Origin of the sequence: Enterobacter sp. WCHEn045836, from assembly GCF_003965585.1 — a bacterium.
In the GTDB taxonomy this organism is placed as follows: domain Bacteria; phylum Pseudomonadota; class Gammaproteobacteria; order Enterobacterales; family Enterobacteriaceae; genus Enterobacter; species Enterobacter dissolvens.
The window spans coordinates 76483-102857 of sequence record NZ_RXPT01000017.1; the positions used below are offsets into that span (position 1 = coordinate 76483).

Below are 26375 nucleotides of genomic sequence, written 5' to 3' on the forward strand. Positions count from 1 at the left end.
CGCACAATCGTTACTTAACCGTCCACCCCTTATACGTGCCGACGTTCTTTTTATCGATCATCGTCACCGGGATCAGCACAGGCGCTTTCGGTGCCGGTTTGCCCTGTAGAATGTCATAGCCGATCTCAACCGCTTTTGCCGCCATGACCTGCGGATCTTGTGCCGGCGTCGCCACAAACAGGGAGTTTTCCCGCTTCAGGGCTTCTTCGCCGTCCGGGCTACCGTCCACACCAACGATAAAGAACTCGTTGCGTTGCGCTTGCTTCGCTGCCAGATCGGCACCGATCGCGGTCGGATCGTTAATCGCGAAGACGCCATCGATCTTCGGATTGGCCGCCAGCAGCGAGGTCATGACTTCCAGACCCCCTTCACGGCTGCCCTTGGCGTTCTGGTTATCCGACAGTACTTTGATATCCGGGTGTTTTTTGAACTCTGTCTGGCAACCTTCCACACGGTTCTGGACGGCAGAGACTGGCGGTCCGTTGATGATCACCACATTGCCTTTGCCGTTCAGGCGGTCGGTGATGTACTTACAGGCCATTTCCCCCGCCTGGGTGTTATCGGAGGTGATCGTCGCGTCTGCACCTTCTGCCGCCACGTCAACCGCGACCACCACGATCCCGGCCTCTTTCGCGCGTTTCACCGCCGGGCCGATCCCTTTAGAATCTGCGGCGTTGAGGATGATCATGTCCACTTTGGCGGCAATGAAGTTGTCGATCTGCGCCACCTGCTGGCCCAGATCGTACCCGCTGGAGACCAGCGTCACTTTGACATTATCCCCCGCCAGTTTGCGCGCCTCCAGCTCGGCACCTTTGGTGATCTGTACGAAGAACGGGTTGGCCAGGTCACCCACCGTTACGCCGATGGACTTCAGATCTTTCGCCTGCGCAAACGGCGTTGCGGCAAGCAGCGCGCCAGCACAGAGCGCGGTCAATATGGGCTTCAATCTCATGCTCTCTTCCTCACGTAGGGTATTGTTGTTATGCACTTTGATGGTGTCGGGTACGGTATTTGTCGATCAGCACCGCAATGATGATCACCGCCCCTTTGATCACCAGTTGCCAGAAGTAGGAGACGCCCATTAGCGTCATGCCGTTGTTAAGTGTGGCGATAATCAGCGCCCCCACCAGCGTGCCGGTGATCGTGCCGATCCCGCCAACGAAGCTGGTACCGCCGAGGATCACCGCCGCAATCGCATCCAGTTCGTAACCCATGCCCAGGTTTCCGTTGGCGCTGTAGAGACGCGAGGCACTCATCACGCCGCCTAACCCGGAGAGCAGGCCGCTCATGCCATATACAAACAGCAACACCAGCCAGACTTTGATGCCCGTTAAGCGCGCTGCCTGCATGTTGCCACCCACCGCATAGATGTGAACGCCAAGCGTGGTGCGGCGCAGGATAAACCAGCACACCGCAATCACCGCCAGGGCGATCACCACCAGCCACGGCACGGGGCCAAGATAGTTATTGCCTATCCACTCAAAATTGATGTTAGAGTTAATCACCGTCGTACCATCGGCCAGCAGATACGCCGCACCGCGCAATGCCGTGTAGGTGCCGAGGGTGACAATAAACGGCGGCAGTCCGGCAAAGGCCACCAGCGCGCCGTTGAACAGTCCCAGTACCAGGCCGAGCATCAGCGCGGCGGGAATAGAAAGGCCGGCGAATTCCGGCATTAACGACACCACCATCGCGGCGACCGCCGTGGTACCCAGAATCGACCCGACGGAGAGGTCAATCCCGCCGGTCAGGATGATGAAGGTCATCCCTGCGGCCAGCACGATGTTGATCGACGCCTGGCGGGTAATGTTGAGCAGATTGCTTTCGGTAAAGAAGTTGGGGGCGATAAAGCCAAAAACCGCCACGATCAGGATGAGAATGGGCAAAATGCCGACCGTTTGCATCAGATCGCTCATCAGCATTTTTTTGGCGGAGGCAGATTTTGCCACCTGTTGCGGATGGGTTGGAGTTGTCATAGTTGCACCGCCTGATGATGTGAGTCGTTCACGCCGGTTGCCAGCGTCATGATGTTTTCCTGAGAGATGTCGTGTCCGTGGAGTTCCCCGGCGATGCTGCCTTCACGCATGACATAGACGCGGTCACTCATGCCCACCACTTCCGGCAGCTCGCTGGAGATCATCAAAATCGCCACGCCCTTGCGCGCCATCTGGTTCATGATGCGGTAGATTTCGCTTTTTGCGCCGACGTCGACACCGCGCGTTGGTTCGTCGAGTATCAGAATACGCGGGCCAATCGCCACCCAACGGGAGATCAGCAGTTTCTGCTGATTACCGCCTGACAGACCGCCCGCACGCACCTGGGCGTGAGGCACGCGGATGTTAAGCAGGGCGATGGCATCGTCAGAAATGGACTGCGCTTTTTTGCGGTTAAGCATGCCGAAGGTCGCATCGCGTTCCAGCGTCGCCATGGTGATGTTCTCCTGCGCCGCCAGCTCCAGGAACAGCCCCTGCTCCTTGCGGTTCTCGGTGAGAAAACCGATCCCGTTTTCAATGGCCGCGCGTGGGGAGTGGATCACCACCGGCTCACCGTCCACTTCAATCATTCCTCCCGTGGCTTTACGTACCCCGAAGATGAGCTGTGCCAGCTCGGAGCGACCGGCACCGACCAGCCCCGCCAGCCCGACGATTTCCCCGGAACGCACCTGCAGGCTGCAGGGCTGGACTTTTTTACCGTCGGTGAGGTGATGCACGTTAAGGCGCGGGCTGCCAGGCGGAATATCACGCTCTTTGTTGAACAGATCGCTTAAGGGGCGACCCACCATCATTTTCACCAGCTCAGACGCGTTCAGTTTGTCGCGCGTCAGGCTGCCGACGTATTGCCCGTCGCGCAGGACGCTGACCCGGTCAGAGAGTTCGTACACTTCCGCCATGCGGTGGCTGATGTAGATGATCGCCATCCCTTCATCCCGCAGGCGCAGGATCAGTTCAAACAGACGATGGGTTTCACGCGAGGAGAGGGCGGCAGTGGGTTCATCCATCACCAGAATGCGGCTGTTACGGTGCAGCGCGCGGGCGATTTCCACCTGCTGTTGTTCGGCGATAGTCAGCTTCATCACCAGGTCGGTGGCGTTGAAGTGTGCACCCAGACGGTCGATGACCGCCTGAGCCTGGGCGGCCATCTCTTTACGCTGCACCAGTCCGCCGCGCGAGAGTTCGCTGCCAAGAAAGATGTTTTCGGCAACCGTCAGGTTGGGGGCGAGCTGCATCTCCTGATAGATTAGGGTAATGCCTGCGGCCAGCGCATCCTTCGGGCCTTTAATGTGATACGGCTGACCGTCAATCAGGATCTCGCCGCTGGTCGCGGTGTAGGCGCCGGCCAGGATCTTCATCAGCGTGCTTTTTCCCGCGCCGTTTTCGCCCATCAGCGCGTGGATCTCACCGGGAAAGACCGTCAAATCCACACCCTTGAGCGCGTGGAAGTTGCCAAACGTTTTGGCAATGCTGCGCATCTCCAGTACCGGGGTTCTGCTCATGGCGGCTCTCCTGTGAAGGTTGATATCTGCACTTCATCACAGGTGCGTAAATGCAAAATGTCAGAAGCCGTTCATATTTGTCATAGTTATGAATAGTTAATCGCTGTCACATTTCTCTTTTCCCTCTCCCTGTGGGAGAGGGTTAGGGTGAGGGGACACCAAATCGCAGAGGAGCCCAAATCCATGCCATCACGCCCCCCGTTTTTCGCCAGCGCCCGCGGACGCCTGCTGATTTTCAATCTGCTGGTGGTCGCCGTTACGCTGATGGTGAGCGGCGTGGCGGTACTCGGCTTTCGTCACGCCAGCCAGATTCAGGAACAGGTTCAACAGCAGACGCTGGATGACATGACCGGCAGCATGAACCTCGCCCGTGATACCGCCAGCGTGGCCACTGCAGCGGTACGGCTTTCACAGGTGGTGGGGGCGCTGGAATACAAAGGGGAGGCCGAGAGGCTGAAGCAGACCCAAATGGCGCTGCGGCACTCGCTGGAGCAGCTCGCGGACGCGCCCTTAGCGCAGCAGGAGCCGGGGCTGGTGGCGCGTATTATTCGTCGCAGTAATGAGTTACAGCAAAGCGTGACGGGCATGCTGGAGCGCGGGCAGCGGCGCCATCTGCAGCGTAACGCGCTGCTGAGCTCGCTGTATCAAAGCCAGAGCTATTTACGCCATCTGCAGGATATTAACCGTCGGTTTGGCAGCAACATCCCGGATGCGCAGCAGCTCGTGGAAATGGACAGGCTGATTCTCGCCGCCATCGATACCCCCTCACCGCGCGCGACCCTACAGCAGCTGGACGCCGTTACTGCAAGGTTGCCCCAGCGCGCGACGCAGCCCGTTGTGAATCTTGTTCTGCCCGATTTCAACGACGAGCTGCGCAGGCTTGCCCCGCTGTCAAAGCAGCTCGAAGAGAGCGACCTGGCGATAAGCTGGTATATGTTTCACATCAAGGCGCTGGTGGCGATATTAAACAGCGATATCAATCAGTACGTTGAGCAGGTGGCGGAGGCTTCCCGGCTGCGCACTGCCCAGAGCCACCAGGAGCTGCGGTCCATCAGCGTGTTTATCAGCATATTCGCCGTGCTGGCGTTGATCATCACCGGATGCGCCTGCTGGTATATCTACCGCAACCTCGGCTCCAACCTGACGGCGATCTCCCGGGCGATGTCGCGTCTTGCCCACGGTGAGCAGGATGTTTCGGTGCCCGCGCTGCAGCGGCGTGATGAGCTGGGGGAGCTGGCGCGTGCGTTTAACGTCTTTGCCCGCAATACCGCTTCACTGGAGCACACAACCCGGCTGCTGAAAGAGAAAACCTCCCAGATGGAGATCGACCGCATTGAGCGTCAGGGACTGGAGGAGGCCCTGCTGCACAGCCAGAAGATGAAGGCCGTCGGACAACTGACGGGCGGGCTGGCACATGATTTCAACAACCTGCTGGCGGTGATTATCGGAAGCCTGGAGCTGACCGATCCCGCCTCCAGTGATGCCCCACGTATTGTCCGTGCGCTCAATGCCGCCGAGCGCGGTGCGTTATTGACCCAGCGTCTGCTGGCGTTTTCGCGCAAGCAATCCCTGACTCCGCATGCGGTAGAAATGAAACCGCTGCTGGAGAATCTCAGAGAGCTGATGCGCCACTCCTTGCCCGCCACCCTGACCCTTGAGATTGAGGCACAATCCCCGGCCTGGGCGGCGTGGATAGACGTCGGCCAGCTGGAAAACGCCATTATCAACCTGGTGATGAACGCCCGCGATGCGATGGAGGGGCAGACGGGGATAATTAAGATCCGCACGTGGAACCAGCGTGTGACCCGCAGTGACGGGCGCAGACAGGATATGGTGGCGCTGGAGGTGATCGACCACGGCAGCGGCATGTCGCAGGAGGTCAAATCCCGGGTCTTTGAGCCGTTCTTCACCACCAAGCAGACCGGCAGTGGAAGTGGGTTAGGGCTGTCGATGGTGTACGGTTTTGTGCGTCAGTCCGGCGGCCGTGTGGAAATTGAGAGCGCACCGGGGCAAGGTACCACCGTGCGGCTCCATCTGCCGCGCTCGACGCTACCCGCCGTTCCTGAAGATGAAACGCTCTCTGCCACCGCATCCGCAGAAACCGAACGGCTGGTGCTGGTACTGGAAGATGAAGCCGATGTTCGCCAGACCCTGTGCGAGCAATTGCATCAGCTTGGCTACCTGACGCTTGAAGCGGAAAGCGGTGAGCAGGCACTGAACATGCTGGCAGCCTCGCCGGATATCGGCATGTTTATCAGTGATCTGATGCTGCCGGGCAGCCTGAGCGGGGCGGAGGTGATTAACCATGTACGCAGCCACTACCCGCAACTGCCGGTGTTGCTGATCAGCGGGCAGGATTTACGTCCGACGCACAACCCGCAGCTGCCGGAGGTAGCGCTACTGCGCAAACCGTTTACCCGCGTACAGCTGGCGCAGGCGCTGCGGAAGGTGATCATAATTTGAGATTCCTCCGCTACCTCTCCCGTTTGCGGTTCATTACCGTAAGGCCAGTTCACCTGCGAGTCTGGCCTTATGAAACGTTACTCTACCGCTCTGTTATTTGGTCTGCTGTCACTCTCCAGCCAACTGGCGCATGCCGATGTGATTGATGATGCCATTGGCAACATTCAGCAGGCGATCAACGATGCCTATAATCCCGGCAGCAGCCGCAGCAGCGATGACGACGATGACGCACGTTATGACGATAATCGTCGCATTGATAGCCGTCAGTATGACGACCGCCGTCGGCAGCTCGAAGACAGACGCCGCCGTCTGGACGAGCGTCAGCGCCAGCTTGATGACGACAGACGACGCCTGGAAGAGGATGAGCGGCGGTTAGAAGACGATTACGATCGCGGTTAAGAGCGGCCAGTTGCCCTCACCCACCCTCTCCCACGGGAGAGGGTGATAACCTAATCCAGCACCAACACCATGCCGTCATACCCCGCTTCGATGCCCTGCGGCAGCGGGTTATCTATCATCCACACGTCAAACTGATGGCTGATATGGGTCAGGATCACCTGCGGGCAGCCGATGACCTCGTTTAACGCTTCCACCGTATTCAAATCACAATGGTTGCGCGGCGTCTGCGGGCGCGGTTCATGACTACAGTCGATGATCATCGCCTGAGGCTGGTTGTTGAGCAGAAATTTGACCGTTTTCTCCGGCAATCCGGCAGTATCAGTGAGCCACGCCACGCGGCTGTGGGCGGACTCCAGCAAATAACCAAAGGTGAGCTTCGAGTGGTTGAGCGGCAGCGGCGTCACCCGCAGGCCCTGCAGCTCAAACATCACAAACGGCTCCAGCGTATGGCTGAAATCCAGAATGCCCGGGTGTTTGAACAGGTCGTCACACCCAGCTTCATCCGGCGGGCCGTAGACCGGAATGGTCGCACCCACCCCCCAGCGCAGGGGGAACAGCCCCTGAACGTGATCCATATGGTAGTGGGTCAGCAAAAACTGCTGAAAGCTGCCGGCCGGCCAGTCGTCCATCAGGTGCGGAATACCGGCGTCCAGCAGCGTCACCGCATCGTTGAATTTGACCACCGCGCTGCAGGGGCGACGACGATAGTTATCCTGCAGACGTGCCCGGCGGCACGCCGCGCAATCGCAGCCAAACACCGGGACCAGCTGGGCACTGCCGGTGCCCGTTAACGTGATCGTCAGACTCATCGTGCACCTCTACAACGGTTTGGTGAAACGAAAATGGCTCTGCGTATACCCTTCACGAACATAAAAACGGTGGGCGTCCAGCCGCCGGACGCTGGTGGAGAGCTCCGTCAGCTCCGCGCCTGCCTGCCGCGCGATGTCCTCTGCCCATGCCAGCAGTTGGCTCCCCACTTTAAGACCACGCGCCTCGGGCATCACCACCAGCTCCTGGATTTCGCCGATCCATCTGGCGTGGTGCAGGTGAAACTGCATATGCAGGCCAATCATACCCACCACCTGTCCGTTTAGCTCTGCCAGCTGATAACGCATATTGTGGTCCTGCAGATTGGCCAGATACCCGGCGTGAAACGCCTGGTGATCAAATTCGGCCTGTTTTAACTCGCAGATCAGCGCGTAAACGATTTGTGCATCGTCGGCGGTGGCGGGGCGAAGCGTGCAGTCAGGCATGCTGTTTCTCCTTCTGACGGATAAGCGATAAAACGTTATCGACTGACTGTAGCAAACTTCCGTCGTTGTTGAGGATGTGGCAATCCGCCGGGGTGTAGCGCGCTGCGCGTTCGAGACGCTGCGCGATCTCTTTTTCGCTTTCGCGTCCGCGGCTTTGCAGACGGCTGCGCAGGACATCCGGCGAAACCTGCAGACAGACCGGCAGCAGCGCCGAGGCATACCGGGCGCGAGCCTGGGGCAGATGTGCACGGGAGCCGTTGACCAGCACGTCAAACCCCGCATGCAGCCACAGGTCGATCTCAATGCCAATCCCGTAGTAGTAGCCGTTGGCGTGCCAGCTGAGCGCCAGCAGATTCTGCCCGGCGCGAGTGAAGAATTCCTGTTCGCTCAGGGCGATATGGTTCTCACTGCCGGCATTCGCCGCCCGGGTAATATAGCGATGCGCGACCAGCAGCTGCGGGTGTTCCCGCTGCCGTAAGGCGGACAGCAGGCTGTCCTTCCCGGAGCCGGAGGGCCCCATTAACCAGATGAGTCTTCCCATCAGAACACCCGTTTTCCCTGACGCCAGACGTGGTCGATATGGATGTGCTCGCCCTTACGGTGGGCCAGCACCAGATCCGCCCGTTTTCCTTCGGCTATCTCGCCCCGGTCGTGAAGATTCAGCGCCGATGCCGGATTCCTGGTTACCAGGCGAATCGCCTGCGGCAGCGTGAAGCGGTTGCTGTCGTCATCCGCGACGCGGAAGGCGGCGTCCAGCAGACTGGCGGGGTAGTAGTCGGAAGAGAGGATATCCAGCAGGCCGAGCGAGGCGAGTTTGCTTGCCGCTACGTTGCCGGAATGCGAGCCGCCGCGCACGATGTTCGGAGCCCCCATCAGCACGTTCATGCCATGTGCGCGGGAAGCCTCTGCCGCCTCAAACGTGGTAGGAAATTCAGCGATCACGCTACCAAGCTGGTGGGATTCGCGGACATGGTCGTGCGTGGCATCATCATGGCTGGCCAGCGCGATGTTACGGTCCCGGCACATCGCGGCAATCGAAAGGCGGTTCGGCTGTGACCATTGTGCCGCCAGCGCCAGCTGCTCTTCCTCGTAGCGCGCCATCTCCACATCGTTAAGAGAATATTTGCCCTGGTAATACTCACGGTATTTTTCGAGGCTGGCGAACTGGCGCTGCCCCGGGGAGTGGTCCATCAACGAGACCAGTGAGACCGGGTCGCGGTCCACCAGCTTTTCGAACAGCGGCAGGGTGGTGTGGTGCGGCAGTTCGCAGCGCAGGTGCAGGCGGTGCTCGGCGCGGTTGAGGCCGCGCTTTTGCGTCTCTTCCACGGCGTTGATCATCTTCTCCAGATTCTCCAGCCGATCGCCGCCGTCGCGCACGTCACCAATCGCCACCGCGTCCAGCACGGTGGTGATGCCGCTGGCGACCATCAGCGCGTCATGGCTGCTCATCGCCGAATGGGCGGGCCAGTCCACTTTTGGGCGTGGGGTGAAGAATTTATCCAGATTATCGGTATGCAGCTCAATCAGCCCCGGCAGCAGCCAGCCGCCTTCGCCGTCCATCGCTTCGGGCAAATGGCTTCGGGTTTCGGCATACGCGCGGATCGTGCCGTCACGGATCTCTATCGAGCCGTCGATGACCTCATTTTCCAGCACCAGTTTTACATTATTGATAATCATGCGTTTGTCCCCATCGGGTGCAGTCTGTCTGCCACGCGGTTGCGAACGCTCTCGTCATGGAAGATCCCGACGATCGCCGCGCCGCGTGCTTTGGCCTGTTCGATCAGTTCCACCACCGCTGCGCTGTTTTTGTTGTCGAGCGAGGCGGTGGGTTCATCAAGAAGTAAAATCGGGTAGTCGACGATAAACCCGCGAGCGATATTCACGCGCTGCTGCTCGCCACCGGAAAAGGTCGACGGGGCAAGATGCCAGAGGCGCTCGGGGACGTTGAGACGCGTCAGCAGACTGGCGGCTTTGGCGGCGCAGGTTTCACGCGGCACGCCGAGATCCAGCAGCGGCTGCATGACCACGTCCAGGGCGGAGATCCGCGGTATCACCCGCAAAAACTGGCTCACCCAGCCGATCGTCGAGCGGCGGACTTCCAGCACCTTACGCGCGGGGGCCTGCACCAGGTCGACCCACTCATCGTTGTGGCGAATGCGAATGTGGCCTTCGTCCGGCAGGTAGTTGGCGTACAGGGAGCGCAGCAGGGTCGATTTTCCGCTGCCGGAGTGGCCGTGTAGCACCACGCATTCGCCGCTGTTCACCTTCAGAGAGGCATTCTGCAGCACCGGCAGACGCACGCCGTTTTGCTGGTGGAGCACAAAGGTCTTACTGACATTTTCTACGTGGATCATTTTGGCCTCGTGGCGTTTTCTTACCGGGTGGCGCTTCGCTTACCCGGCCTACAAGGTACGGCGTTCGTTTTGCCGGGGGGCGCCCTCAATTCTGCAACACGGACGACACCAGCAGCTGGGTGTACGGATGGAGTGGATCGTCGAGCACACGGTCGGTTAGCCCACTTTCCACCACCTGGCCCTGCTTCATCACCAGCAGACGGTCCGCCAGCAAGCGGGCGACGCCTAAATCATGGGTGACAATCACCACCGCCAGGTTCAGCTCTACCACCAGACCGCGCAACAGGTCGAGCAGGCGCGCCTGCACGGAGACGTCCAGCCCACCGGTGGGTTCATCCATAAACACCAGCTTCGGATGGGTGACCAGGTTGCGGGCGATCTGCAGACGCTGCTGCATGCCGCCGGAGAAGGTGGTGGGCAAATCGTCGATGCGCGAGGCGGGGATCTCTACATCGGTCAGCCAGCGCTGTGCGGTTTCCCGAATGTTGCCGTAGTGCCGCGCGCCGGTCGCCATCAGCCGTTCGCCGATATTGCCTCCCGCCGAGACCTGACGACGCAGCCCGTCCAGCGGATGCTGATGCACCACGCCCCACTCGGTGCGCAGCAGGCGGCGGCGTTCAGCCTCGCTCATGCCATAGAGGGAGGCGCCCTCATACAAAATCTCGCCGTTCTGCGGGGCCAGGCGCGCGGAGATGGACTTCAGCAGGGTGGTTTTGCCCGAGCCGGATTCACCGACAATCCCCAGCACCTCGCCCGGCCACAGCTCGAACGAGACGTCGCTGAAGCCTTTGCCCGGCGCGTAAAGGTGGGTCAGGTTGTTCACTGAAAGCAGCGGTTTCATTGGCTGTTCGCCTCGCTCTGTTGGCGGCAGTAATCGGTGTCGGAGCAGACAAACATCCGTTTGCCCGTGTCATCCAGCACCACTTCATCCAGATAGCTGTGTTTCGAGCCGCAGATGGCGCACGGCTCGTCCCACTCCTGCACCGTGAACGGGTGGTCATCGAAATCGAGACTCTCCACGCGGGTGTAGGGCGGGACGGCGTAGATGCGCTTTTCGCGCCCGGCACCGAACAGCTGCAGGGCAGGCATCATGTCCATTTTCGGGTTATCGAATTTCGGGATCGGCGACGGATCCATGACGTAGCGCCCGTTGACTTTCACCGGATAGGCGTAGGTGGTGGCGATATGGCCGAAGCGGGCGATATCTTCATACAGCTTCACCTGCATCACCCCATACTCTTCCAGAGCGTGCATGGTGCGGGTTTCGGTTTCACGCGGCTCGATAAAGCGCAGCGGCTCCGGGATCGGCACCTGGAAAATCAGAATCTGATCTTCCGTAAGAGGTGTTTCGGGAATGCGGTGGCGGGTCTGGATAAGCGTCGCATCTTCGGTTTTTTCGGTGGTGTTGACGCCCGTCACGCGCTTAAAGAAGTTGCGAATCGAGACGGCGTTGGTGGTGTCGTCGGCTCCCTGGTCGATGACCTTCAGCACGTCTGACTCACCGATGACGCTGGCAGTAAGCTGAATGCCGCCCGTACCCCAGCCGTAGGGCATCGGCATTTCTCGACCACCAAACGGCACCTGATAGCCGGGAATGGCGACCGCTTTCAGGATGGCGCGGCGGATCATGCGTTTGGTTTGCTCGTCCAGATAAGCAAAGTTATAGCCGCTTAAGTTAGCCATTTTCACGCTCCCGTTGCAGACGTTTCAGCAGTTCCAGTTCGGCCTGGAAGTCAACGTAGTGCGGCAGCTTGAGGTGCGAAACAAAGCCCGCCGCCTCGACATTATCCGCGTGGGCCAGCACGAACTCTTCGTCCTGTGCCGGGCCGGAAATGGATTCGCCGTAGTCCGGCGCCTGCAGGGCGCGGTCTACCAGCGCCATCGCCATGGCTTTACGCTCGCTCATGCCAAAGACCAGCCCGTAACCGCGGGTGAAGTGTGGGGTGTCATCTTCTGGCGCGACAAAACCATTGACCATTTCACACTCCGTCATCAGCAATTCACCGACGTTCACAGCAAAACCCAGCTCTTCCGGGATGATTTCGACGTCGAGATAGCCGCTGCGGATCTCCGCCGCAAACGGGTGGTTACGCCCGTAGCCGCGCTGTGTTGAATAGGCCAGCGCCAGCAGATAGCCCTCATCGCCGCGCATCAACTGCTGCAGGCGAGACGAGCGGGAACAGGGGTAAACCGGGGGCGTGCGGGTGATGTCGTCGGGTTGCGCTCCGGTCTCTTCTTCGGCCTTTGCCAGGCCCTGCTTCGCCAGCAGGCTAAAGACGTGCGGAGACGTTTCCTGTCCGGCATCCGTGGTGCTGAGCGGCGGCGTTTCGCCGTTCGCCAGCAGGGTAAAATCCAGCAACCGGTGGGTGTAGTCGTAGGTGGGGCCGAGCAGCTGGCCGCCGGGAATATCTTTATAAACGGCGGATATTCGCCGCTCCAGGCGCATTTCTGCCGTATTGACCGGCTCGCTCACCGCCAGGCGGGGAACGGTTGTGCGCCAGGCGCGCAGCAGAAAGATGGCTTCGACGTTGTCGCCGCTGGCCTGCTTCAGCGCCAGCGCCGCCAGCTCGCGGTCGGCGACGCCGCCTTCGGTCATCACCCGATCCACCGCCAGGTTTAACTGCTGCTCAATCTGGGCGACGCTCAGCTCGGGAAGCTGTTCATCACCCCGTCGTCTGTGCGCCTGCAGCGCATGGGCGGCGGCGATGGCCTTCTCGCCCCCTTTGACGGCAACGTACATCAGCACACCTCCACGTGGGTGGTTCGCGGGATCGCCAGCAGGCGCTCGCCGCAGGTCAGGATCAGATCAATGCCCAGCGGGAACGGATGCGGGCGTTCGGTCAGTTCATGAATAATGCACTCCGGCAGCTGTGGCGCGACCATGCGTTCGTCGGCAATCCCCGCCCCGGTCAGGCGCAGCATGCGACCACCGCTCAGGCTGGCGACCTGCAGGATCAGCGTGGCGCTGGTCTCCGGTGCCACCGCGCTGCCTTCACTCAGGGCATTGAGCTGCTCATGGCTGATTTGCTCATCGGCAACGGCAAACACTGCCTGACGGGGCTGCTCAACCAGCGGGGCGTTAGTGTGAAAACGCAGATTCTGGCTGGCGATGTCATTGGATAATGTCCCCGAGAGCCACACCGGGGTATCGTTGTCGGCGAGGGTCAGCAGTACGCTGGTGGTCGCCAGGTTCAGCGGCAGCCAGCCCTGGGAGAGCTGATGCAGGGAGACAATTACGCCAGGCTCGCTCATGGCTTTCAGCAGGCGACGAAAACTGTGTTGGGCATCCTGGACGGCCAGGGTAAAAGCGGGTTGAAGCGTCATGCGTTATCTCCGCGAACAAGCGTAAAGAAGTCGACCCGGCTGGTATTGACTTGCGCCTGACGTGCGGCAGTGCGCGCGGCGAGGTCGGCTTCCAGCGGGGCAATCAGGGTTTCCATCAGGGTCTGGAAATGGGGTTGTTCCTGCAGCAGGGCGTCGATCACCGCGCAGCGCTCGGCGTGCGGTTTATCGCGACCGAGCACGTAGCTGTAACCCAGCGTGCCGCTGCTCAGACGAATGACCGCGCGGGTGAGGGCGGCATCACCGGCGAAAAAGCGCTCCCCGGTGCCGCCCATTCTTGCCTGGATCTGTACCAGGCCAATTTCCGGCGCGCGGAGCGTTTCATAGTCTGGCGTCAGGTTAAGCGCGTTCATGCGGCTCGCCAGTGCAGCAGGCTGGCTATGGGCCAGGGCGCGCATCCAGCGCTGACGGGTGGAGGTGTCGAAATGCATTCAGTGCTCCATGGTGAATTCAATCATGTCGGCGCGGGTCAGGCTGACGGAGTACTCCGTTGCGTTGATCTCGCCGTCACGGTGGTTGAGGGTGCGCACGCAGAGCAGCGGAGCCATGTTGGGGATCTCCAGCACCTTGCTCTCTTTCGCCTGCGCGCGGCGGGCGCTGATACGCGTCTGGGTACGTTTGAGCACAAGACCCGTGGCGTCCTGCAAAAAGTCATGCAGTGAACCGCTGGAGAAGTGTTGCAGCACCGGCCAGAGGCTCAGGTCGCTGAAGTAGTGATCTATCTGGCAGACCGCCACGCCATTGACCCGGCGCAGGGTGCGCAGATGCACAACGTTGTCGCCCTCCTGAATACCCAGCGCATCGGCTACATGGCTGGAGGCCGGACGCAGCACGGAGAGCAGTTTTTCGCTGGTGGGATGGCTTCCCTGGTCGAGCAGGTTCTGACTAAAGCGCGCCTGGGCATTGAGCGGGTAATCGAACGGGCGCATCAGCACCAGCACGCCGACGCCCTGACGGCGCTGTACCCATCCGCGCTCAACCAGCTGATCGATGGCGCGGCGCAGGGTGTGGCGATTCACTTCATAGCGGTCTGCAAGCTGCTGCTCGGCTGGCAGGTAGTCTCCGCAGCGATAATGGGTGCGCAGCTCCACTTCGAGCTTTGCTGCAATCTCTTGCCAGCGGGTAGGATAACTGGTCGGATGTCTGGATAAGTGCATACCAATCAAAGCCTCGCTTCTCAGATGAAGTGCTTACGCAAACGTTGAGAGAGGAAATCCAGCAGGCTGACGGTGATGATGATGAGTACCATCAGGGCGCAGGTTTGCTGGAACTGGAAACCGCGGATCGCCTCCCACAGGGTGACACCAATGCCGCCTGCGCCGACCATGCCGACGACGGTGGCGGAACGGACGTTAGATTCGAAGCGGTAGAGCGAATAGGAGATCAGCAGCGGCATGACCTGGGGCAGCACGCCGTAAAGGATCTCTTCAATTTTGTTGGCGCCGGTGGCGCGAATACCTTCGACCGGGCCGGGCTCAATGGCTTCCACCGCCTCGGAAAGCAGCTTGGAGAGTACGCCGGTGGTGTGGATGAACAGCGCCATGACCCCCGCGAACGGCCCCAGACCCACGGCGACCACGAACAGCATTGCGAACACCATTTCGTTAATGGCGCGGCAGGCGTCCATCAGGCGGCGCATCGGCTGATAAACCCACCACGGGACGATGTTTTCCGCGCTCATCAGGCCAAACGGAATGGAGAGAATAACGGCCAGGGCGGTACCCCAGACGGCGATTTGCAGGGTGACAGCCATTTCGCCGAGGTAGTCCTGCCACTGGCTGAAATCGGGCGGGAAGAAGTCGGCAGCGAAGGTGGCCATGTTACCGGCGTCTTTAAACAGCAGCAGCGGATCCATCTCCGCGCCCTTCCAGGAGATAACCAGCACCGCCAGCAGGATGGCCCAGCTGAACAGCGAGAACCAGCTGCGCTTCGGCGGTGGGAGGGTGATGGTTTGCATGTTGACTCCTTTGTGTATTCTCCCTCTCCCCGTGGGAGAGGGGACTTAAGTTACTGCACCGCTTTATTTACGCTGGTCATCGCACCGAGTGCGGCGGTCAGGCGATCCAGGTCTTCCAGCTGGGCCTGAATGGCCGCCACTTTGCTGGTCTTCTCTTCGTCCTTCAGGCCTTTGTTGTCCTTCACGCCCTGCATCTCTTTAAACAGCGCCAGCTGGCGAATCGGAACCAGCTGCAGGTCGCTTGACGGGCGGAAAGGCGCCCAGCCAAGATGCGCCAGAACGGCTTTCTCTTCCGGCGTTTTGCCGTAGGTCATAAAGAAGTCGTACACCTTGTCCTTGGTGCTTTCAGAGAGGCTTTTGCGCCACACAATGGGGTCGCCAGGAATGAGAGGGGATTTCCAGATCACCTTCAGCTCTTTCAGCTTGTCCGGGGCGGAGGTCTTTAGCTTGTCGAGGTTTTCGGTGTTGTTGGTGGCGACGTCCACCTGCTTGTTGGCCACGGCCAGGGCGTTGGTTTCATGGCTGGCATTGACGGTGCGCTTGAAGTCGCTGGCAGAGGCATTGTTTTTGGCGAAGACGTAATAGCCCGGCACCAGGAAGCCTGAAGTGGAGTTTGGATCGCCGTTGCCGAATGTCAGTTCTTTGCGTTTGGCGAGCATATCGTTGAGGTTATTGATCGGGCTGTCTTTGTTGACGATCAGCACGCTCCAGTAACCCGGGGAGCCATCGGCAGCAACGGTCTGGGCAAAGACCTGGCCGTTTGCACGATCCACCGCTTCCATGGCGGAGAGGTTGCCATACCAGGCGATGTCCACTTTGTTAAAGCGCATCCCCTGGATGATGCCCGCGTAGTCCGGGGCGAAGAAGGCGTTCACTTTGATCCCCAGTTTGGTTTCCATATCTTTCAGGAAGGGTTCCCACTGAGGCTTCAGGTTCTGCTGTGATTCCGTCGAAATAATGCCAAAGTTCAGCGCTTTTTCCTGCTCCTCGGCGTACGCAGGGCTTAACAGGGTGCTGATGCTGAACATGCTGGTGAAAGCCAGCGCGGCAACCGTTTTATAGCTCATTTCCATTCCTCGTAGTGGGGACGTTATGCAGCCTGCGCGTTCTCTTCGACACGGTTAATGCTGCGGTAGAGATGGTCAAAACGTTCGTTATCAAACTGGTGGCTTGCGCCATCAAAGAACACATGTCCCTGACGCAGGGCGACAATGCGCTCGCAGTAGCGCAGGGCGTAATCCACCTGATGCAGCGTCACCACCACGGTGATGCCGTCGTTCTGGTTAATGTCATGCAGGGTTTCCATCACGATGCGGGCCGATTCCGGATCCAGCGAGGCAATGGGTTCATCAGCAAGAATGATTTTTGCTTTCTGCATCAGGGCGCGGGCAATGGCCACGCGCTGCTGTTGTCCACCGGAGAGGGTGGAGACGCGCTGATGAGCGAAGTGAGCCATGCCTACGCGGGTGAGCGCACGCAACGCCTCTTGCTTCTGTAATGGGGAGAACCAGCGCAGACAGGTGCGCCAGAATGGGGTGCTACCGAGCGCGCCAATCAGCACGTTCTCCAGCACCGTCAGTCGATTTACCAGATTAAATTGCTGGAAGATGCACCCTGTCTGCGCGCGGCTTTTGCGGATATCCCGCGCCAGTCGCCCTGCACGCTGTACGGTGTTGCCCAGCAACTCGACGTGGCTTTCCGGGGTGTTATCGCCGGTAATCAGGCCGCTTAAGTGACGCAGAAGGGTGGATTTACCTGAACCGGATGGCCCCAGCAGCGCCACCATGTCGCCCTGCTGGACGGTCAGATCAACGGCATGCAGAGCCTTGTTGTGATGAAAGGTCTTGCTCAGTTTCTCGACGCGGATGACGGTTTGCATATGCTGGGCCTCACAATAAATGTGGCCTCATGCTGGCGCATCAATGTGACATTTGGGTTAAGTGCAGGTTGCGGGAGTTTGAAGAGTTGAGCGGAGTTTGATGACAGGCGGAGGCAGACTGCCCACCGCCAGAAAATTAATGCTGTTGCTTAACGACGTTAATCATCCACGGCACACCGTATTTGTCGGTGACTTTACCGAAACCGTGTGCCCAGAAGGTCTCCTGCCAGGCCATTTCAATATTTCCGCCATCCGCGAGATTGTCGAACCAGCGTTTGCCTTCATTGACATCCTGAGTGTCGAGAACCAGCGTGAACCCGGCGTACTGCGCTTTGCTGCCCGGCGGCAGGCCATCGCTCATCATGATATCGCTGCCCGCAATACGAACGTTGGAATGGGCAATAGCGGAATCCGGGAACTGCATACCAGACGGACAGCCTTCTTCGCTGTTTTCGCCTTTGGGCATTTCGCCGAAGGTGATTTTGTAGAGGAGCTCTGCGCCGACGGCCTGCTGATAATAGGCGGTTGCCTCTGCACAGTTACCGGCGAAAGAGATGTAGGGACTTAACGGCATAATCTTTACCTCACGTAAGAAAAGCCCATTAAGTGTAGTGGTTGGATGCCCGGTAAGCGAAGCGCCACCGGGCGGGTAAATCAGTTCTTTTTCACAAACTCGGATTTCAGTTTCATCGGGCCAAAGCCGTCAATTTTGCAGTCGATATTATGATCGCCTTCAACCAGACGGATATTCTTCACTTTGGTACCGATCTTCAGCATGGAAGAGCTGCCTTTCACCTTCAGGTCTTTCACCACGGTAACGCTGTCGCCATCGGCCAGCAGATTACCGTTAGCATCTTTAACGATCAGCGCGTCGGCATCGTGTGACGGCTCTGCGTCATTCCATTCGTGAGCGCATTCCGGGCAGATGAACATGCCATTATCTTCATAGGTGTATTCAGAATTGCATTTCGGGCAGTGTGGAAGTTGCATAGGGGTATCCTCAAAAAGTGCATAACACGCTGGAAAGTGCCAGCAAAATGACGGCAGAGCGCCGAAAAAGAGGGCAAGTATAACGCAAATCCACACGGTTGTCGGTGATATTGTTTAATAAAAAAAAACCGAAAAGCGTGTTGCGAGTGACACTTTATGTCAGTCGGTTAAGCGATGCTAACTTCATTAACGCGTTGGGAAGAAATGACACTCAATATATCGAATATTTTATTGCGGCAAATTGCTACGCTCCTCCATTTCGGATAAGGTGAAGCGACACATTGTTATTTATCGCCGGTTTTCGTCGTCATACATCTGTTATGACGGTGAGCCATTCCCTCTCTTTTTAGGTGGGTAAATAATGATGATATATCCTGAAGTTTCTTAAAAATGGGCTACGCTTTTTATCTTTTGGCTATCAGGCCAGGAGTAGAGCTTTACACGCCATGCAAGGATAGCGATTTATTTCTGATTGTCTTCAATCAGTTATATTTCGGTGAACATGTTTTCCACACGTGATCATATAAGCCGAAAAAGATAATTAAAACCAGGTGGCTTAATAAAAGTAATAAATTTGCGTTAAGGAAAGGCTTTTATCATGCACACACAGACCATTTTTGAATTAAGCCAGGAAGCAGAGCGGTTGTTACAGCTCGCCCTGCAAAATCTTGATACGTTGAAATCAATGCCGATGGCGATGATGGAGAGTACCGCGACGGCCATTACGGGTGAAAAGAACAACGTTTTACCTCTGCATTTTAGCGCGCGTGGTGTCGAAGCACAGCAGGCGATGCTGAATAATGAATTACGCAAAATAACCCGACTGGAAATGGTGTTGGCTATTGTGGGAACCATGAAGGCGGGAAAATCGACCACCATTAATGCGATAGTGGGCACCGAAGTGTTGCCCAACCGTAATCGACCGATGACGGCGCTTCCTACCCTGATCCGTCATACGCCGGGCCAGAAGGAGCCGGTGCTGCATTTCTCGCATGTCTCTCCCATCGATGATTTGATCCAGCTGCTGCAGAAAAAGCTCTGTGATGAAGATCGTGGCAAGCTGGCTCAGCGTCTTGAAATTGATAAAGACATGAATACGCTGCTGGAGCGAATTGAAAAGGGGGAAGCTTTCGAGAAGCACCACCTTGGGGCGCAGCCGATCTTTCATTGTCTGAAAAGCCTGAATGACCTCGTCAGGCTCTCTCAGGCGCTGGACGTGGCGTTCCCGTTCTCTGAGTACGCGTCGATAGAACATATACCGGTGATTGAGGTGGAGTTTGTGCATCTTGCGGGTCTGGATGCGCATCTGGGGCAACTGACGCTGCTGGACACGCCTGGGCCAAATGAAGCCGGGCAACCGCATCTGCAAAAAATGCTCACCGAGCAGTTGTCCCGTGCCTCCGCCGTACTGGCGGTGATGGACTATACCCAGCTCAAATCGATTTCTGATGAAGAGGTTCGTCAGGCCATTTCGGTGGCGGGAAAATCGGTGCCTTTATATGCGCTGGTGAATAAATTCGACCAGAAAGATCGCAACAGCGATGATGAAGAACAGGTCAGGGCGATGATCTCCGGCACCTTAATGAAAGGGAATATCTCACCGGGACAAATTTACCCTGTTTCGTCGATGTGGGCCTATCTGGCGAACCGCGCCCGCTATGAGATGGCGACGCACGGGCAGTTACCGGATCATCAGGAGCAGCGCTGGGTGCAGGACTTTGCCGAAGCCGCGCTGGGACGCCGCTGGCGTACGGCGGACCTGGACGATATCGAGCATATTCGCCATGCCGCTGATTTGCTGTGGGAAGATTCGTTATTTGAACAGCCGATCCGCAAACTGATTTACGCCGCCTATGCCAATGCGTCGTTATTTGCGCTGCGTTCGGCGTCGCATAAGCTGCTTAACTACGCGCAAAATGCCAGGGAGCATCTTGATTTTCGCTATCAGGCACTGACGGTCGCCTTTGAGTCGCTGGAACTGAATATTACGCGTCTCGAAGAGGATATGGCCCTGCTGCAGACGCGTCAGCGGGTGGCCAGCGAGGAAGTCAAACACGAAGTGGAGCAGGCCCTTCACGCCACTGACAATTTTATGGCGTTGCAGAAAAAGGCCCTTCAACAGGCGGTTGGACATGTCTTTGAGCGTCACAATATTCTTGCTTTGGCCGGTATTGATCCGCTGAATCATCGCCACGACGAGCCAGACGCGCTGACACAGCTGGTGCTGGATGATGAAGGGCAGGCGCAGATTGCGCTGAGTAAAATCCGCTCTTCCTGCGAGCAGGTCATGCTGGATGCGCAGACAAAAATCAGCCGTGAACTGGCGCTACGTTTTGATCAACTGGAGTCTACGCTGGCGCGTTCGCTGAATGAGGCAATGCGGCCGATTGAACTGCGTATTAAAGAGCAGTTGAGCCATGCCGGCTTCCGGGCGCGGATCAGCTTCCCGGCGTTTCAGGCGAACCAGCTTAACTTCAATACGCGGGCGCTGTTTAACGATGCGATCGCGCAGGACAACCGCCCGGCAGGCCAGCCATCGACCACGGGCAGCGTGCGTGAGACGGTTTCGCGCTGGCTGAACAATCCTGGCTGGGGCTGGGAAGAGTATGTGGCGACACGCACGCGATACGTTATCGATATTGCGCAGCTGCATGACAAATTTACGCAGCATATTGATCTGTTTTGTGAACAAATCCGTAAAGCTTTAACCGCTCAGGTCGATGTCTCTGTTACGGCGGGTATGGCAACGTTCTTTGCAGAATTTTCGTTATGCCTTGCCGGGTTACAGGAAAGCTTGCGTGATAGCCTCGCAGTACGTCAGCAAAATGAGCATTCGACCCGAGCGCTCAGCCAGCTGTTGAAAGAAAGTATTACCACTGCGACGTGGATTCAGGAAGATACCCGACTGTTACGCGATGATATTCAAACCCTTTTCGCGGCAGAGCAACCATGACAACACAGCTACTGGACGGTCCCGGGCGGACGCTGGAGTGTATCCATCCTAAATTTATGGTCGATCTGGTCCAGGGGGTAGACGCGGCGCGTCATACCCACCTGGGGCCGCAACAGCTGCAGTTTCGTGAGCGTTTGACTCAGGAGATCATGACGCACACCCGGCTGCGGCCCTGGGCTATGGCGGGAATGCTCAACGAAAATGCGGCTTTGCGTCTGGGGCTGGCGGAAAAACTTGCCGGTATGCTGGATCCGGGCCATCTCGCGCTGACGCGCATGGCAGACAAACTGGTTGCGCTGCGCCAGCAAACCACTCCACGTGCGCAACAGTCGCCGGGCCTGGTTCAGCAGTATGCTGAACTCTCTTCGCATTTCATTCAACGCGCGGCATATAAAGAAAAGGCGTTAACCCAGCGCGGGTTAACGGTGCAGGCGGGCGAGCATAGCGAGCAGATTTTTACCCGCTGGCGAGCCGGAAACTATGACGGCTGGTCGCTGGCCGGACGCTGCTACATTGTGCTGGAAGAGCTGCGCTGGGGAGCATTTGGCGATGCCTGTCGTCTGGCGAATGAAGACGTGGCGGCAATGCTTAAGGATAACCTGCGCAGTATGGCGGCAAATTATCTGGCGCAGGGGATCAATGCCTCTCCCACTACCCGCCATTTCTATCACCAGTGGCTGACTACGCCCTCCACGCCGGGGATCATCGATCATAAAGATATGCTGGGCTGGCTGGGGGACTGGTGTCAGGCGGATAAACATCCGGTGAGCTGGTCAGTGACACAAAACTGGCAGACGGTCGCGCTGGGTATGCCGCGACTCTGTTCGGCAAAGCGGCTGGTGGATGGGATGGTGGAAGAAATTTTTGGTTGAACCCCTCTCCCCGGCGGGAAGAGGGAGGGTCTGATGCGATGTGTTAATGATGAAGCTCTACCGCTTTCGGTTCTGTATCCGGCTCGGGGAGATTGCCGAAGCGCTTCGCGTACAGCGCCGTGATGATCGGCACCAGGATCGCGGTGACAATCACGCTGGCGGCAACCAGCGCCGTTGCCGAGGCCGCAACCGGTTCGAAAGCCGGGTTAATCTGGGCAATGATCACCGGATTCGCCACGGCGGCCCCTGCGGCTGAAGAGGCGGCTACACCTGCCGTTCCGTTTCCTCCGCCAATTACGCGATCGGCAATGATCAGCGGAATGCCGGTGATAATAATCACGGCCACGCCCAGGACAATACCCAGCAGTCCGGTATCAAGGATCACGTTCAGGTTAATGGTATTTCCCAGCGCGAAGCCGAAGAACGGGATCAGTACCGGCGTGGCTTTGCTGAAGAAATCGCGCAGATCGTGATCCAAATTACCGAGAGCAAAACCGATCAGGAACGGCAGGATCGCGCCGACAAAGTGGTGTGGTTCAAACGAGGCCAGCCCTGCCGAGCCCAGAATCAACATCGTCATCAGCGGACCGGACTCCAGAGACATCAGCACAAACGCGCCTGACTCCTCTTTTGTACCGTACTGGTTCATCAGGCTGGCATAGAGACCACCGTTGGTCATATCCATCGCGGAGACGATCGCCAGAACGGATAATCCGGCGAAGAATCCGGTCTGAATTCCATTTTCCGGAATGAACAGCGCACAGACCATTGCCACAACCCAGGCCACTGCAATTTTCGTTATAACCAGCGTTCCGGATTTACGTAATACAGTTCCTGTTGCCCGCAGGTTAATAGATGCGCCGATACAAAAGAACCAGACGGCGAGAATGGGAACGGTGCCCGTGATCATTCCTTTTGTGAAACCACCAAAATAAGCACCCGTATCAGGTGCCAGGGTATTCAGGATGGCGCCCAGTACCAGGGGAACCAGCATCATCCCACCGGGGATGCGTTCTATTGTGGCTTTAATCTTCATGTACAACCCTCACATCATGTCCCGCGTGGCGGACGGAATGCTATGAAAAATAAAATCAATAAATTCAATTAATTGAATGGTTACGAAGCGGAGAGCTTCGTTTTCCATACAATGAAATTAATGTCGTGCTTTTGATTAACGCTGCTCAAAAACACGCTGGACGTTGTGTTCGGATTTATCATGCGATCATTGGAATGATGATTCAATGAAAATAAAACAGTGTTTTAGTTATCTCCATCACATATTCAATGTAAATATTCGAACCATGTTTTAATAATTAAAATTTATGTAAATCTGATGTGAAGCCGAATGGTTTTTTGAACGTTGGGAACGGAATAATAACGTGCGTGAGGACGTGCTTTTGGGATGGTTGGGAAAGGTCTTCTGTGCCGTAATTGACAAATACTGAACGCAATTGACGATACGGAAAAATATGTGTGAAGTTGATCACAAATATAAACGCTGGTAGGGTAAAAAGGTCATTAACTGCCCAGACAGGCGTCAACAGGTTCGGTTGTATCGACGTAAAACGTCAATGTAAGTAAACCTGCTACGCTTGAATAAGGCGATTCGCATGGAGCGGATCCCCGTTGCACTGTTCACCGGGTGAACTGTGTAATGGACAGGGCTGAGTCTACGAGGAAAGCTATGCTTAGAAGGAAAAAGATTAAACCCATCACGCTTCGCGACGTCACCATCATCGATGATGCAAAACTGCGTAAAGCGATCACTGCCGCCTCGCTCGGTAATGCGATGGAATGGTTCGATTTTGGTGTCTATGGCTTTGTGGCCTATGCGTTAGGTAAAGTGTTTTTCCCCGGCGCCGACCCCAGCCTGCAGATGATTGCCGCGCTGGGTACGTTCTCGGTTCCCTTCCTTATTCGCCCGCTGGGTGGTCTGTTCTTCGGTATGCTCGGTGATAAGTACGGCCGTCAGAAGATCCTCGCTATCACCATTGTCATTATGTCGATCAGTACGTTCTGTATCGGCCTTATCCCCTCCTATGCCACGATTGGTATCTGGGCGCCGATTCTGCTGCTGCTGTGTAAGATGGCTCAGGGCTTCTCCGTCGGGGGAGAGTATACCGGTGCCTCGATCTTCGTTGCAGAGTACTCCCCGGACCGTAAGCGTGGTTTCATGGGCAGTTGGCTGGACTTCGGTTCTATTGCCGGGTTCGTCATGGGCGCGGGCGTGGTGGTGCTGATTTCGACCGTGGTCGGTGAAGAGAACTTCCTGGATTGGGGCTGGCGTATCCCGTTCTTCCTGGCGCTGCCGCTGGGGATCATTGGCCTGTACCTGCGTCATGCGCTTGAAGAGACGCCTGCATTCCAGCAGCACGTTGATAAGCTTGAGCAGGGCGATCGTGAAGGTTTGCAGGATGGCCCAAAAGTCTCCTTTAAAGAGATCGCGACCAAACACTGGCGCAGCCTGCTGGTCTGTATCGGTCTGGTGATCTCCACGAACGTGACTTACTACATGCTGCTGACCTACATGCCGAGTTATCTGTCGCATAACCTGCACTACTCGGAAGACCACGGTGTGCTGATCATTATCGCCATCATGGTGGGTATGCTGTTTGTGCAACCGATTATGGGTCTGTTGAGTGACCGCTTCGGCCGTCGACCGTTCATTATTCTGGGTAGCGTTGCGCTGTTTGCCCTTGCTATTCCGGCATTCATTCTGATTAACAGCAATGTGCTGGGCCTGATTTTTGCCGGCTTGCTGATGCTGGCGGTGATCCTCAACTGCTTCATCGGGGTGATGGCCTCTACACTGCCTGCTATGTTCCCGACGCATATCCGCTACAGTGCGCTGGCGGCGGCCTTTAACATCTCAGTACTGATTGCCGGTCTGACGCCGACGCTTGCCGCCTCTCTGGTGGAAAGCACGCAGAATCTGATGATGCCTGCTTATTACCTGATGGTGATCGCGGTGATTGGATTGATTACGGGGATTACCATGAAGGAGACGGCGAACCGTCCTCTGAAAGGGGCGACGCCTGCGGCATCGGATATCCAGGAAGCGAAAGAGATCCTGCGCGAGCACTACGATAACGTCGAGCAGAAGATTGAAGATATTGACGCAGAGATTGAAGAACTGCAGAAAAAACGCTCCCGACTGGTGGACCAACATCCACGCATCAACGAGTAATAAAAAAACCCGCCGCTGGCGGGTTTTCTTTTATTAGCATCCTGCGGCGATGTAATCGCCATTGGCGCTAATGGGGATCACCGTCAGGAACAGGATGGTCGCAAACAGGATCAGAACAATCCCGCCAGCAATCTTGACCGCCGGAACCAGCCAGTTCAGCGAGGTGCTGCCGCCAAACCAGGAAACCGTACGCTCGCGGGCGTAACGCACAGCCAGCGATAGCCCCATAATCGACAGCGCGGTTCCCAGCGACATGGTCATTACCGCAGCCATTCCCCAGGTGACAATGCCCAGCGCGTTCGAGAACATCAGGATCATAATGGCCCCGCTACACGGACGCGCACCGATCGCCAGAATCACACCCAGACGGGTTTTCCAGTCACCCTGCGTCAGGTCTGCACCTACGCCGTGATGGCCGCAGCCACACTGTTCGTCATGCTGATGAAGAGGCGTAATGGCGGAGATCCTCATCCTGCGCGGACGCAGGCTTTTCAGCGCCTGGTAAATGACAAACGCGCCGAATGCGCCAATAACGACCGCGCTTATCTTCTCGACATACCAGCGGCTGGTACTGATATCCCCTGAAGCCAGGTTAAACCCCACCGCCAGAATAAACACAAACAGAATGGCGCTGACGCCCTGCAGCATACTGCCAAAAAAAGGGACAACCCGGGCGGCAAGGTCGCTCTCTTTATTGGTACTGAGATAGGTCGTGACAATAAATTTGCCGTGCCCCGGCCCGATAGCATGAAGTACGCCATAGAGGAAAGCGCCGGTTAAAAGCCATAATCCACCGCTGTACTGATGGTTATTAAGCTGCAGAAGGTACATCACCAGATAACGGTGCAGGGTAATTTGTGTGGCAAGGCACCACTGGATGAAAGCACCCCAGTGTGCGTGCAGAGTGAAGCCCGCAATAAGAAGCAGCAGCGTCATGAGGCCTGCGCCAGGGATCCGCCAGTCTCGGGTGAGGCGTTGTGTGGTCATGGATGTCGTCTGTCGGGGAGAATATTTGCCAATAGTATAGTTGATTATCCCCCTCAATCCGTGGGTTCTTATTGTGCTTATGCGTTGTATTGTGGATAAGTCTGTGCGTAAAAGGGTATAAAGCGGGGTTTTGCTGGGGAATACAGCAGTCAGTCATCTTTTTGCAACTTTTCGGTTGCGGTCGCCCGGGAACTCCCTATAATGCGCCTCCATCGACACGGCGGATGTGAATCACTTCACAAACAA

Annotated in this window: 26 protein-coding genes; 5 read left to right on the plus strand and 21 right to left on the minus strand. The window is 57.3% G+C overall.

The window, feature by feature from the left end; genetic code table 11:
- Window positions 1-10: 10 nt before the first annotated feature.
- The 3 genes from EKN38_RS20275 to EKN38_RS20285 are packed head-to-tail and all read right to left on the minus strand — an operon-like array spanning window position 11 to window position 3493.
- The gene (locus EKN38_RS20275; protein ID WP_014830312.1) at window positions 11-952 is read right to left on the minus strand and encodes an ABC transporter substrate-binding protein; all 942 of its coding nucleotides are present in this window, start codon (window positions 950-952) and stop codon (window positions 11-13) included.
- A 28-nt stretch (window positions 953-980) separates the two neighbouring features.
- A complete protein-coding gene (locus tag EKN38_RS20280; RefSeq protein ID WP_014830313.1) occupies window positions 981-1976 on the minus strand; it encodes an ABC transporter permease subunit in 996 nt (331 codons plus the stop codon).
- The gene (locus EKN38_RS20285) at window positions 1973-3493 is read right to left on the minus strand and encodes a sugar ABC transporter ATP-binding protein (protein WP_014830314.1); all 1521 of its coding nucleotides are present in this window, start codon (window positions 3491-3493) and stop codon (window positions 1973-1975) included. The genes EKN38_RS20280 and EKN38_RS20285 overlap by 4 nt, the downstream gene beginning before the upstream one ends.
- A gap of 183 nt (window positions 3494-3676) precedes the next feature.
- Here EKN38_RS20285 and EKN38_RS20290 point away from each other — a divergent pair, with 183 nt between their 5' ends.
- Window positions 3677-5956, plus strand: a complete 2280-nt coding sequence (locus EKN38_RS20290) for a hybrid sensor histidine kinase/response regulator (protein WP_014830315.1) — start codon at window positions 3677-3679, stop codon at window positions 5954-5956.
- 69 nt (window positions 5957-6025) lie between these two features.
- Window positions 6026-6355 carry a DDRRRQL repeat protein YjdP gene (gene yjdP / locus EKN38_RS20295; protein WP_014830316.1) on the plus strand — a complete coding sequence of 110 codons (330 nt, stop codon included), beginning with the start codon at window positions 6026-6028 and terminating at the stop codon, window positions 6353-6355.
- A gap of 50 nt (window positions 6356-6405) precedes the next feature.
- Here the strand turns inward: yjdP and phnP are convergent, their stop codons facing one another.
- The 16 genes from phnP to EKN38_RS20375 form a co-directional block, all read right to left on the minus strand.
- On the minus strand, window positions 6406-7164 hold the full coding sequence (phnP, locus tag EKN38_RS20300; RefSeq protein WP_014830317.1) for a phosphonate metabolism protein PhnP: 759 nt from the start codon (window positions 7162-7164) through the stop codon (window positions 6406-6408).
- A gap of 9 nt (window positions 7165-7173) precedes the next feature.
- Complete coding sequence (phnO, locus tag EKN38_RS20305; protein ID WP_014830318.1) at window positions 7174-7608, minus strand: aminoalkylphosphonate N-acetyltransferase; 435 nt, start codon at window positions 7606-7608, stop codon at window positions 7174-7176.
- Window positions 7601-8152: a ribose 1,5-bisphosphokinase gene (gene phnN / locus EKN38_RS20310; protein ID WP_096928758.1), complete on the minus strand. Its 552-nt coding sequence runs from the start codon at window positions 8150-8152 to the stop codon at window positions 7601-7603. Before phnN ends, phnO begins: the two co-directional genes overlap by 8 nt.
- Window positions 8149-9285 carry an alpha-D-ribose 1-methylphosphonate 5-triphosphate diphosphatase gene (gene phnM, locus EKN38_RS20315; RefSeq protein ID WP_014830320.1) on the minus strand — a complete coding sequence of 379 codons (1137 nt, stop codon included), beginning with the start codon at window positions 9283-9285 and terminating at the stop codon, window positions 8149-8151. Before phnM ends, phnN begins: the two co-directional genes overlap by 4 nt.
- On the minus strand, window positions 9282-9962 hold the full coding sequence (phnL, locus tag EKN38_RS20320) for a phosphonate C-P lyase system protein PhnL (RefSeq protein WP_014830321.1): 681 nt from the start codon (window positions 9960-9962) through the stop codon (window positions 9282-9284). The genes phnM and phnL overlap by 4 nt, the downstream gene beginning before the upstream one ends.
- 85 nt (window positions 9963-10047) lie before the next feature.
- A complete protein-coding gene (phnK, locus tag EKN38_RS20325) occupies window positions 10048-10803 on the minus strand; it encodes a phosphonate C-P lyase system protein PhnK (RefSeq protein WP_013095105.1) in 756 nt (251 codons plus the stop codon).
- Window positions 10800-11645, minus strand: coding sequence for an alpha-D-ribose 1-methylphosphonate 5-phosphate C-P-lyase PhnJ (gene phnJ / locus EKN38_RS20330; protein WP_013095106.1), 846 nt, complete (start codon window positions 11643-11645; stop codon window positions 10800-10802). The genes phnK and phnJ overlap by 4 nt, the downstream gene beginning before the upstream one ends.
- Window positions 11638-12702 (minus strand): carbon-phosphorus lyase complex subunit PhnI, encoded by a 1065-nt coding sequence (locus tag EKN38_RS20335; RefSeq protein WP_014830322.1) that lies wholly within the window; start codon window positions 12700-12702, stop codon window positions 11638-11640. Before EKN38_RS20335 ends, phnJ begins: the two co-directional genes overlap by 8 nt.
- Complete coding sequence (phnH, locus tag EKN38_RS20340; RefSeq protein WP_014830323.1) at window positions 12702-13286, minus strand: phosphonate C-P lyase system protein PhnH; 585 nt, start codon at window positions 13284-13286, stop codon at window positions 12702-12704. The genes EKN38_RS20335 and phnH overlap by 1 nt, the downstream gene beginning before the upstream one ends.
- Window positions 13283-13735: a phosphonate C-P lyase system protein PhnG gene (phnG, locus tag EKN38_RS20345; RefSeq protein WP_014830324.1), complete on the minus strand. Its 453-nt coding sequence runs from the start codon at window positions 13733-13735 to the stop codon at window positions 13283-13285. Before phnG ends, phnH begins: the two co-directional genes overlap by 4 nt.
- Window positions 13736-14461: a phosphonate metabolism transcriptional regulator PhnF gene (gene phnF / locus EKN38_RS20350; RefSeq protein ID WP_013095110.1), complete on the minus strand. Its 726-nt coding sequence runs from the start codon at window positions 14459-14461 to the stop codon at window positions 13736-13738. It lies immediately after the preceding gene.
- A gap of 20 nt (window positions 14462-14481) precedes the next feature.
- Entirely contained in the window at window positions 14482-15261 is a 780-nt protein-coding gene (gene phnE, locus EKN38_RS20355) for a phosphonate ABC transporter, permease protein PhnE (protein WP_014830325.1), read from the minus strand.
- 50 nt (window positions 15262-15311) lie between these two features.
- Entirely contained in the window at window positions 15312-16328 is a 1017-nt protein-coding gene (phnD, locus tag EKN38_RS20360) for a phosphonate ABC transporter substrate-binding protein (RefSeq protein WP_014830326.1), read from the minus strand.
- A gap of 23 nt (window positions 16329-16351) precedes the next feature.
- Entirely contained in the window at window positions 16352-17140 is a 789-nt protein-coding gene (gene phnC, locus EKN38_RS20365; protein ID WP_014830327.1) for a phosphonate ABC transporter ATP-binding protein, read from the minus strand.
- A gap of 136 nt (window positions 17141-17276) precedes the next feature.
- The gene (gene yjdN, locus EKN38_RS20370; protein ID WP_014830328.1) at window positions 17277-17714 is read right to left on the minus strand and encodes a VOC family metalloprotein YjdN; all 438 of its coding nucleotides are present in this window, start codon (window positions 17712-17714) and stop codon (window positions 17277-17279) included.
- An 80-nt stretch (window positions 17715-17794) separates the two neighbouring features.
- Window positions 17795-18130 carry a zinc ribbon domain-containing protein YjdM gene (locus EKN38_RS20375; RefSeq protein WP_014830329.1) on the minus strand — a complete coding sequence of 112 codons (336 nt, stop codon included), beginning with the start codon at window positions 18128-18130 and terminating at the stop codon, window positions 17795-17797.
- 598 nt (window positions 18131-18728) lie between these two features.
- Between EKN38_RS20375 and crfC the strand changes: the two genes are divergently transcribed.
- Window positions 18729-21083, plus strand: a complete 2355-nt coding sequence (gene crfC, locus EKN38_RS20380) for a clamp-binding protein CrfC (protein ID WP_014830330.1) — start codon at window positions 18729-18731, stop codon at window positions 21081-21083.
- Entirely contained in the window at window positions 21080-21955 is an 876-nt protein-coding gene (locus tag EKN38_RS20385) for a diguanylate cyclase regulator RdcB family protein (RefSeq protein ID WP_043951548.1), read from the plus strand. Before crfC ends, EKN38_RS20385 begins: the two co-directional genes overlap by 4 nt.
- Before the next feature lie 43 nt (window positions 21956-21998).
- Here the strand turns inward: EKN38_RS20385 and kdgT are convergent, their stop codons facing one another.
- Window positions 21999-22991: a 2-keto-3-deoxygluconate transporter gene (gene kdgT, locus EKN38_RS20390; protein ID WP_014830332.1), complete on the minus strand. Its 993-nt coding sequence runs from the start codon at window positions 22989-22991 to the stop codon at window positions 21999-22001.
- A gap of 648 nt (window positions 22992-23639) precedes the next feature.
- On the opposite strand from kdgT, the gene proP reads away from it, so the two are divergent.
- Window positions 23640-25142 (plus strand): glycine betaine/L-proline transporter ProP, encoded by a 1503-nt coding sequence (gene proP, locus EKN38_RS20395; protein ID WP_014830333.1) that lies wholly within the window; start codon window positions 23640-23642, stop codon window positions 25140-25142.
- 33 nt (window positions 25143-25175) lie between these two features.
- Here the strand turns inward: proP and EKN38_RS20400 are convergent, their stop codons facing one another.
- A complete protein-coding gene (locus EKN38_RS20400; protein WP_014830334.1) occupies window positions 25176-26129 on the minus strand; it encodes a nickel/cobalt transporter in 954 nt (317 codons plus the stop codon).
- Between the last annotated feature and the right edge of the window lie 246 nt (window positions 26130-26375).

What these genes read in the sequence shown, in the direction of transcription:
- phnK (WP_013095105.1), bottom strand. Translation starts at nt 10,803, where the DNA reads ATGAAACCGCTGCTTTCAGTGAACAACCTGACCCACCTTTACGCGCCG.
- phnH (WP_014830323.1), bottom strand. Translation starts at nt 13,286, where the DNA reads ATGACGCTTCAACCCGCTTTTACCCTGGCCGTCCAGGATGCCCAACAC.
- phnF (WP_013095110.1), bottom strand. Translation starts at nt 14,461, where the DNA reads ATGCACTTATCCAGACATCCGACCAGTTATCCTACCCGCTGGCAAGAG.
- yjdP (WP_014830316.1), top strand. Translation starts at nt 6,026, where the DNA reads ATGAAACGTTACTCTACCGCTCTGTTATTTGGTCTGCTGTCACTCTCC.
- phnL (WP_014830321.1), bottom strand. Translation starts at nt 9,962, where the DNA reads ATGATCCACGTAGAAAATGTCAGTAAGACCTTTGTGCTCCACCAGCAA.
- EKN38_RS20335 (WP_014830322.1), bottom strand. Translation starts at nt 12,702, where the DNA reads ATGTACGTTGCCGTCAAAGGGGGCGAGAAGGCCATCGCCGCCGCCCAT.
- phnM (WP_014830320.1), bottom strand. Translation starts at nt 9,285, where the DNA reads ATGATTATCAATAATGTAAAACTGGTGCTGGAAAATGAGGTCATCGAC.
- crfC (WP_014830330.1), top strand. Translation starts at nt 18,729, where the DNA reads ATGCACACACAGACCATTTTTGAATTAAGCCAGGAAGCAGAGCGGTTG.
- EKN38_RS20275 (WP_014830312.1), bottom strand. Translation starts at nt 952, where the DNA reads ATGAGATTGAAGCCCATATTGACCGCGCTCTGTGCTGGCGCGCTGCTT.
- EKN38_RS20285 (WP_014830314.1), bottom strand. Translation starts at nt 3,493, where the DNA reads ATGAGCAGAACCCCGGTACTGGAGATGCGCAGCATTGCCAAAACGTTT.
- EKN38_RS20280 (WP_014830313.1), bottom strand. Translation starts at nt 1,976, where the DNA reads ATGACAACTCCAACCCATCCGCAACAGGTGGCAAAATCTGCCTCCGCC.
- phnD (WP_014830326.1), bottom strand. Translation starts at nt 16,328, where the DNA reads ATGAGCTATAAAACGGTTGCCGCGCTGGCTTTCACCAGCATGTTCAGC.
- phnG (WP_014830324.1), bottom strand. Translation starts at nt 13,735, where the DNA reads ATGCATTTCGACACCTCCACCCGTCAGCGCTGGATGCGCGCCCTGGCC.
- phnO (WP_014830318.1), bottom strand. Translation starts at nt 7,608, where the DNA reads ATGCCTGACTGCACGCTTCGCCCCGCCACCGCCGACGATGCACAAATC.
- phnP (WP_014830317.1), bottom strand. Translation starts at nt 7,164, where the DNA reads ATGAGTCTGACGATCACGTTAACGGGCACCGGCAGTGCCCAGCTGGTC.
- phnC (WP_014830327.1), bottom strand. Translation starts at nt 17,140, where the DNA reads ATGCAAACCGTCATCCGCGTCGAGAAACTGAGCAAGACCTTTCATCAC.
- EKN38_RS20400 (WP_014830334.1), bottom strand. Translation starts at nt 26,129, where the DNA reads ATGACCACACAACGCCTCACCCGAGACTGGCGGATCCCTGGCGCAGGC.
- phnJ (WP_013095106.1), bottom strand. Translation starts at nt 11,645, where the DNA reads ATGGCTAACTTAAGCGGCTATAACTTTGCTTATCTGGACGAGCAAACC.
- proP (WP_014830333.1), top strand. Translation starts at nt 23,640, where the DNA reads ATGCTTAGAAGGAAAAAGATTAAACCCATCACGCTTCGCGACGTCACC.
- EKN38_RS20375 (WP_014830329.1), bottom strand. Translation starts at nt 18,130, where the DNA reads ATGCAACTTCCACACTGCCCGAAATGCAATTCTGAATACACCTATGAA.
- kdgT (WP_014830332.1), bottom strand. Translation starts at nt 22,991, where the DNA reads ATGAAGATTAAAGCCACAATAGAACGCATCCCCGGTGGGATGATGCTG.
- phnE (WP_014830325.1), bottom strand. Translation starts at nt 15,261, where the DNA reads ATGCAAACCATCACCCTCCCACCGCCGAAGCGCAGCTGGTTCTCGCTG.
- yjdN (WP_014830328.1), bottom strand. Translation starts at nt 17,714, where the DNA reads ATGCCGTTAAGTCCCTACATCTCTTTCGCCGGTAACTGTGCAGAGGCA.
- EKN38_RS20290 (WP_014830315.1), top strand. Translation starts at nt 3,677, where the DNA reads ATGCCATCACGCCCCCCGTTTTTCGCCAGCGCCCGCGGACGCCTGCTG.
- EKN38_RS20385 (WP_043951548.1), top strand. Translation starts at nt 21,080, where the DNA reads ATGACAACACAGCTACTGGACGGTCCCGGGCGGACGCTGGAGTGTATC.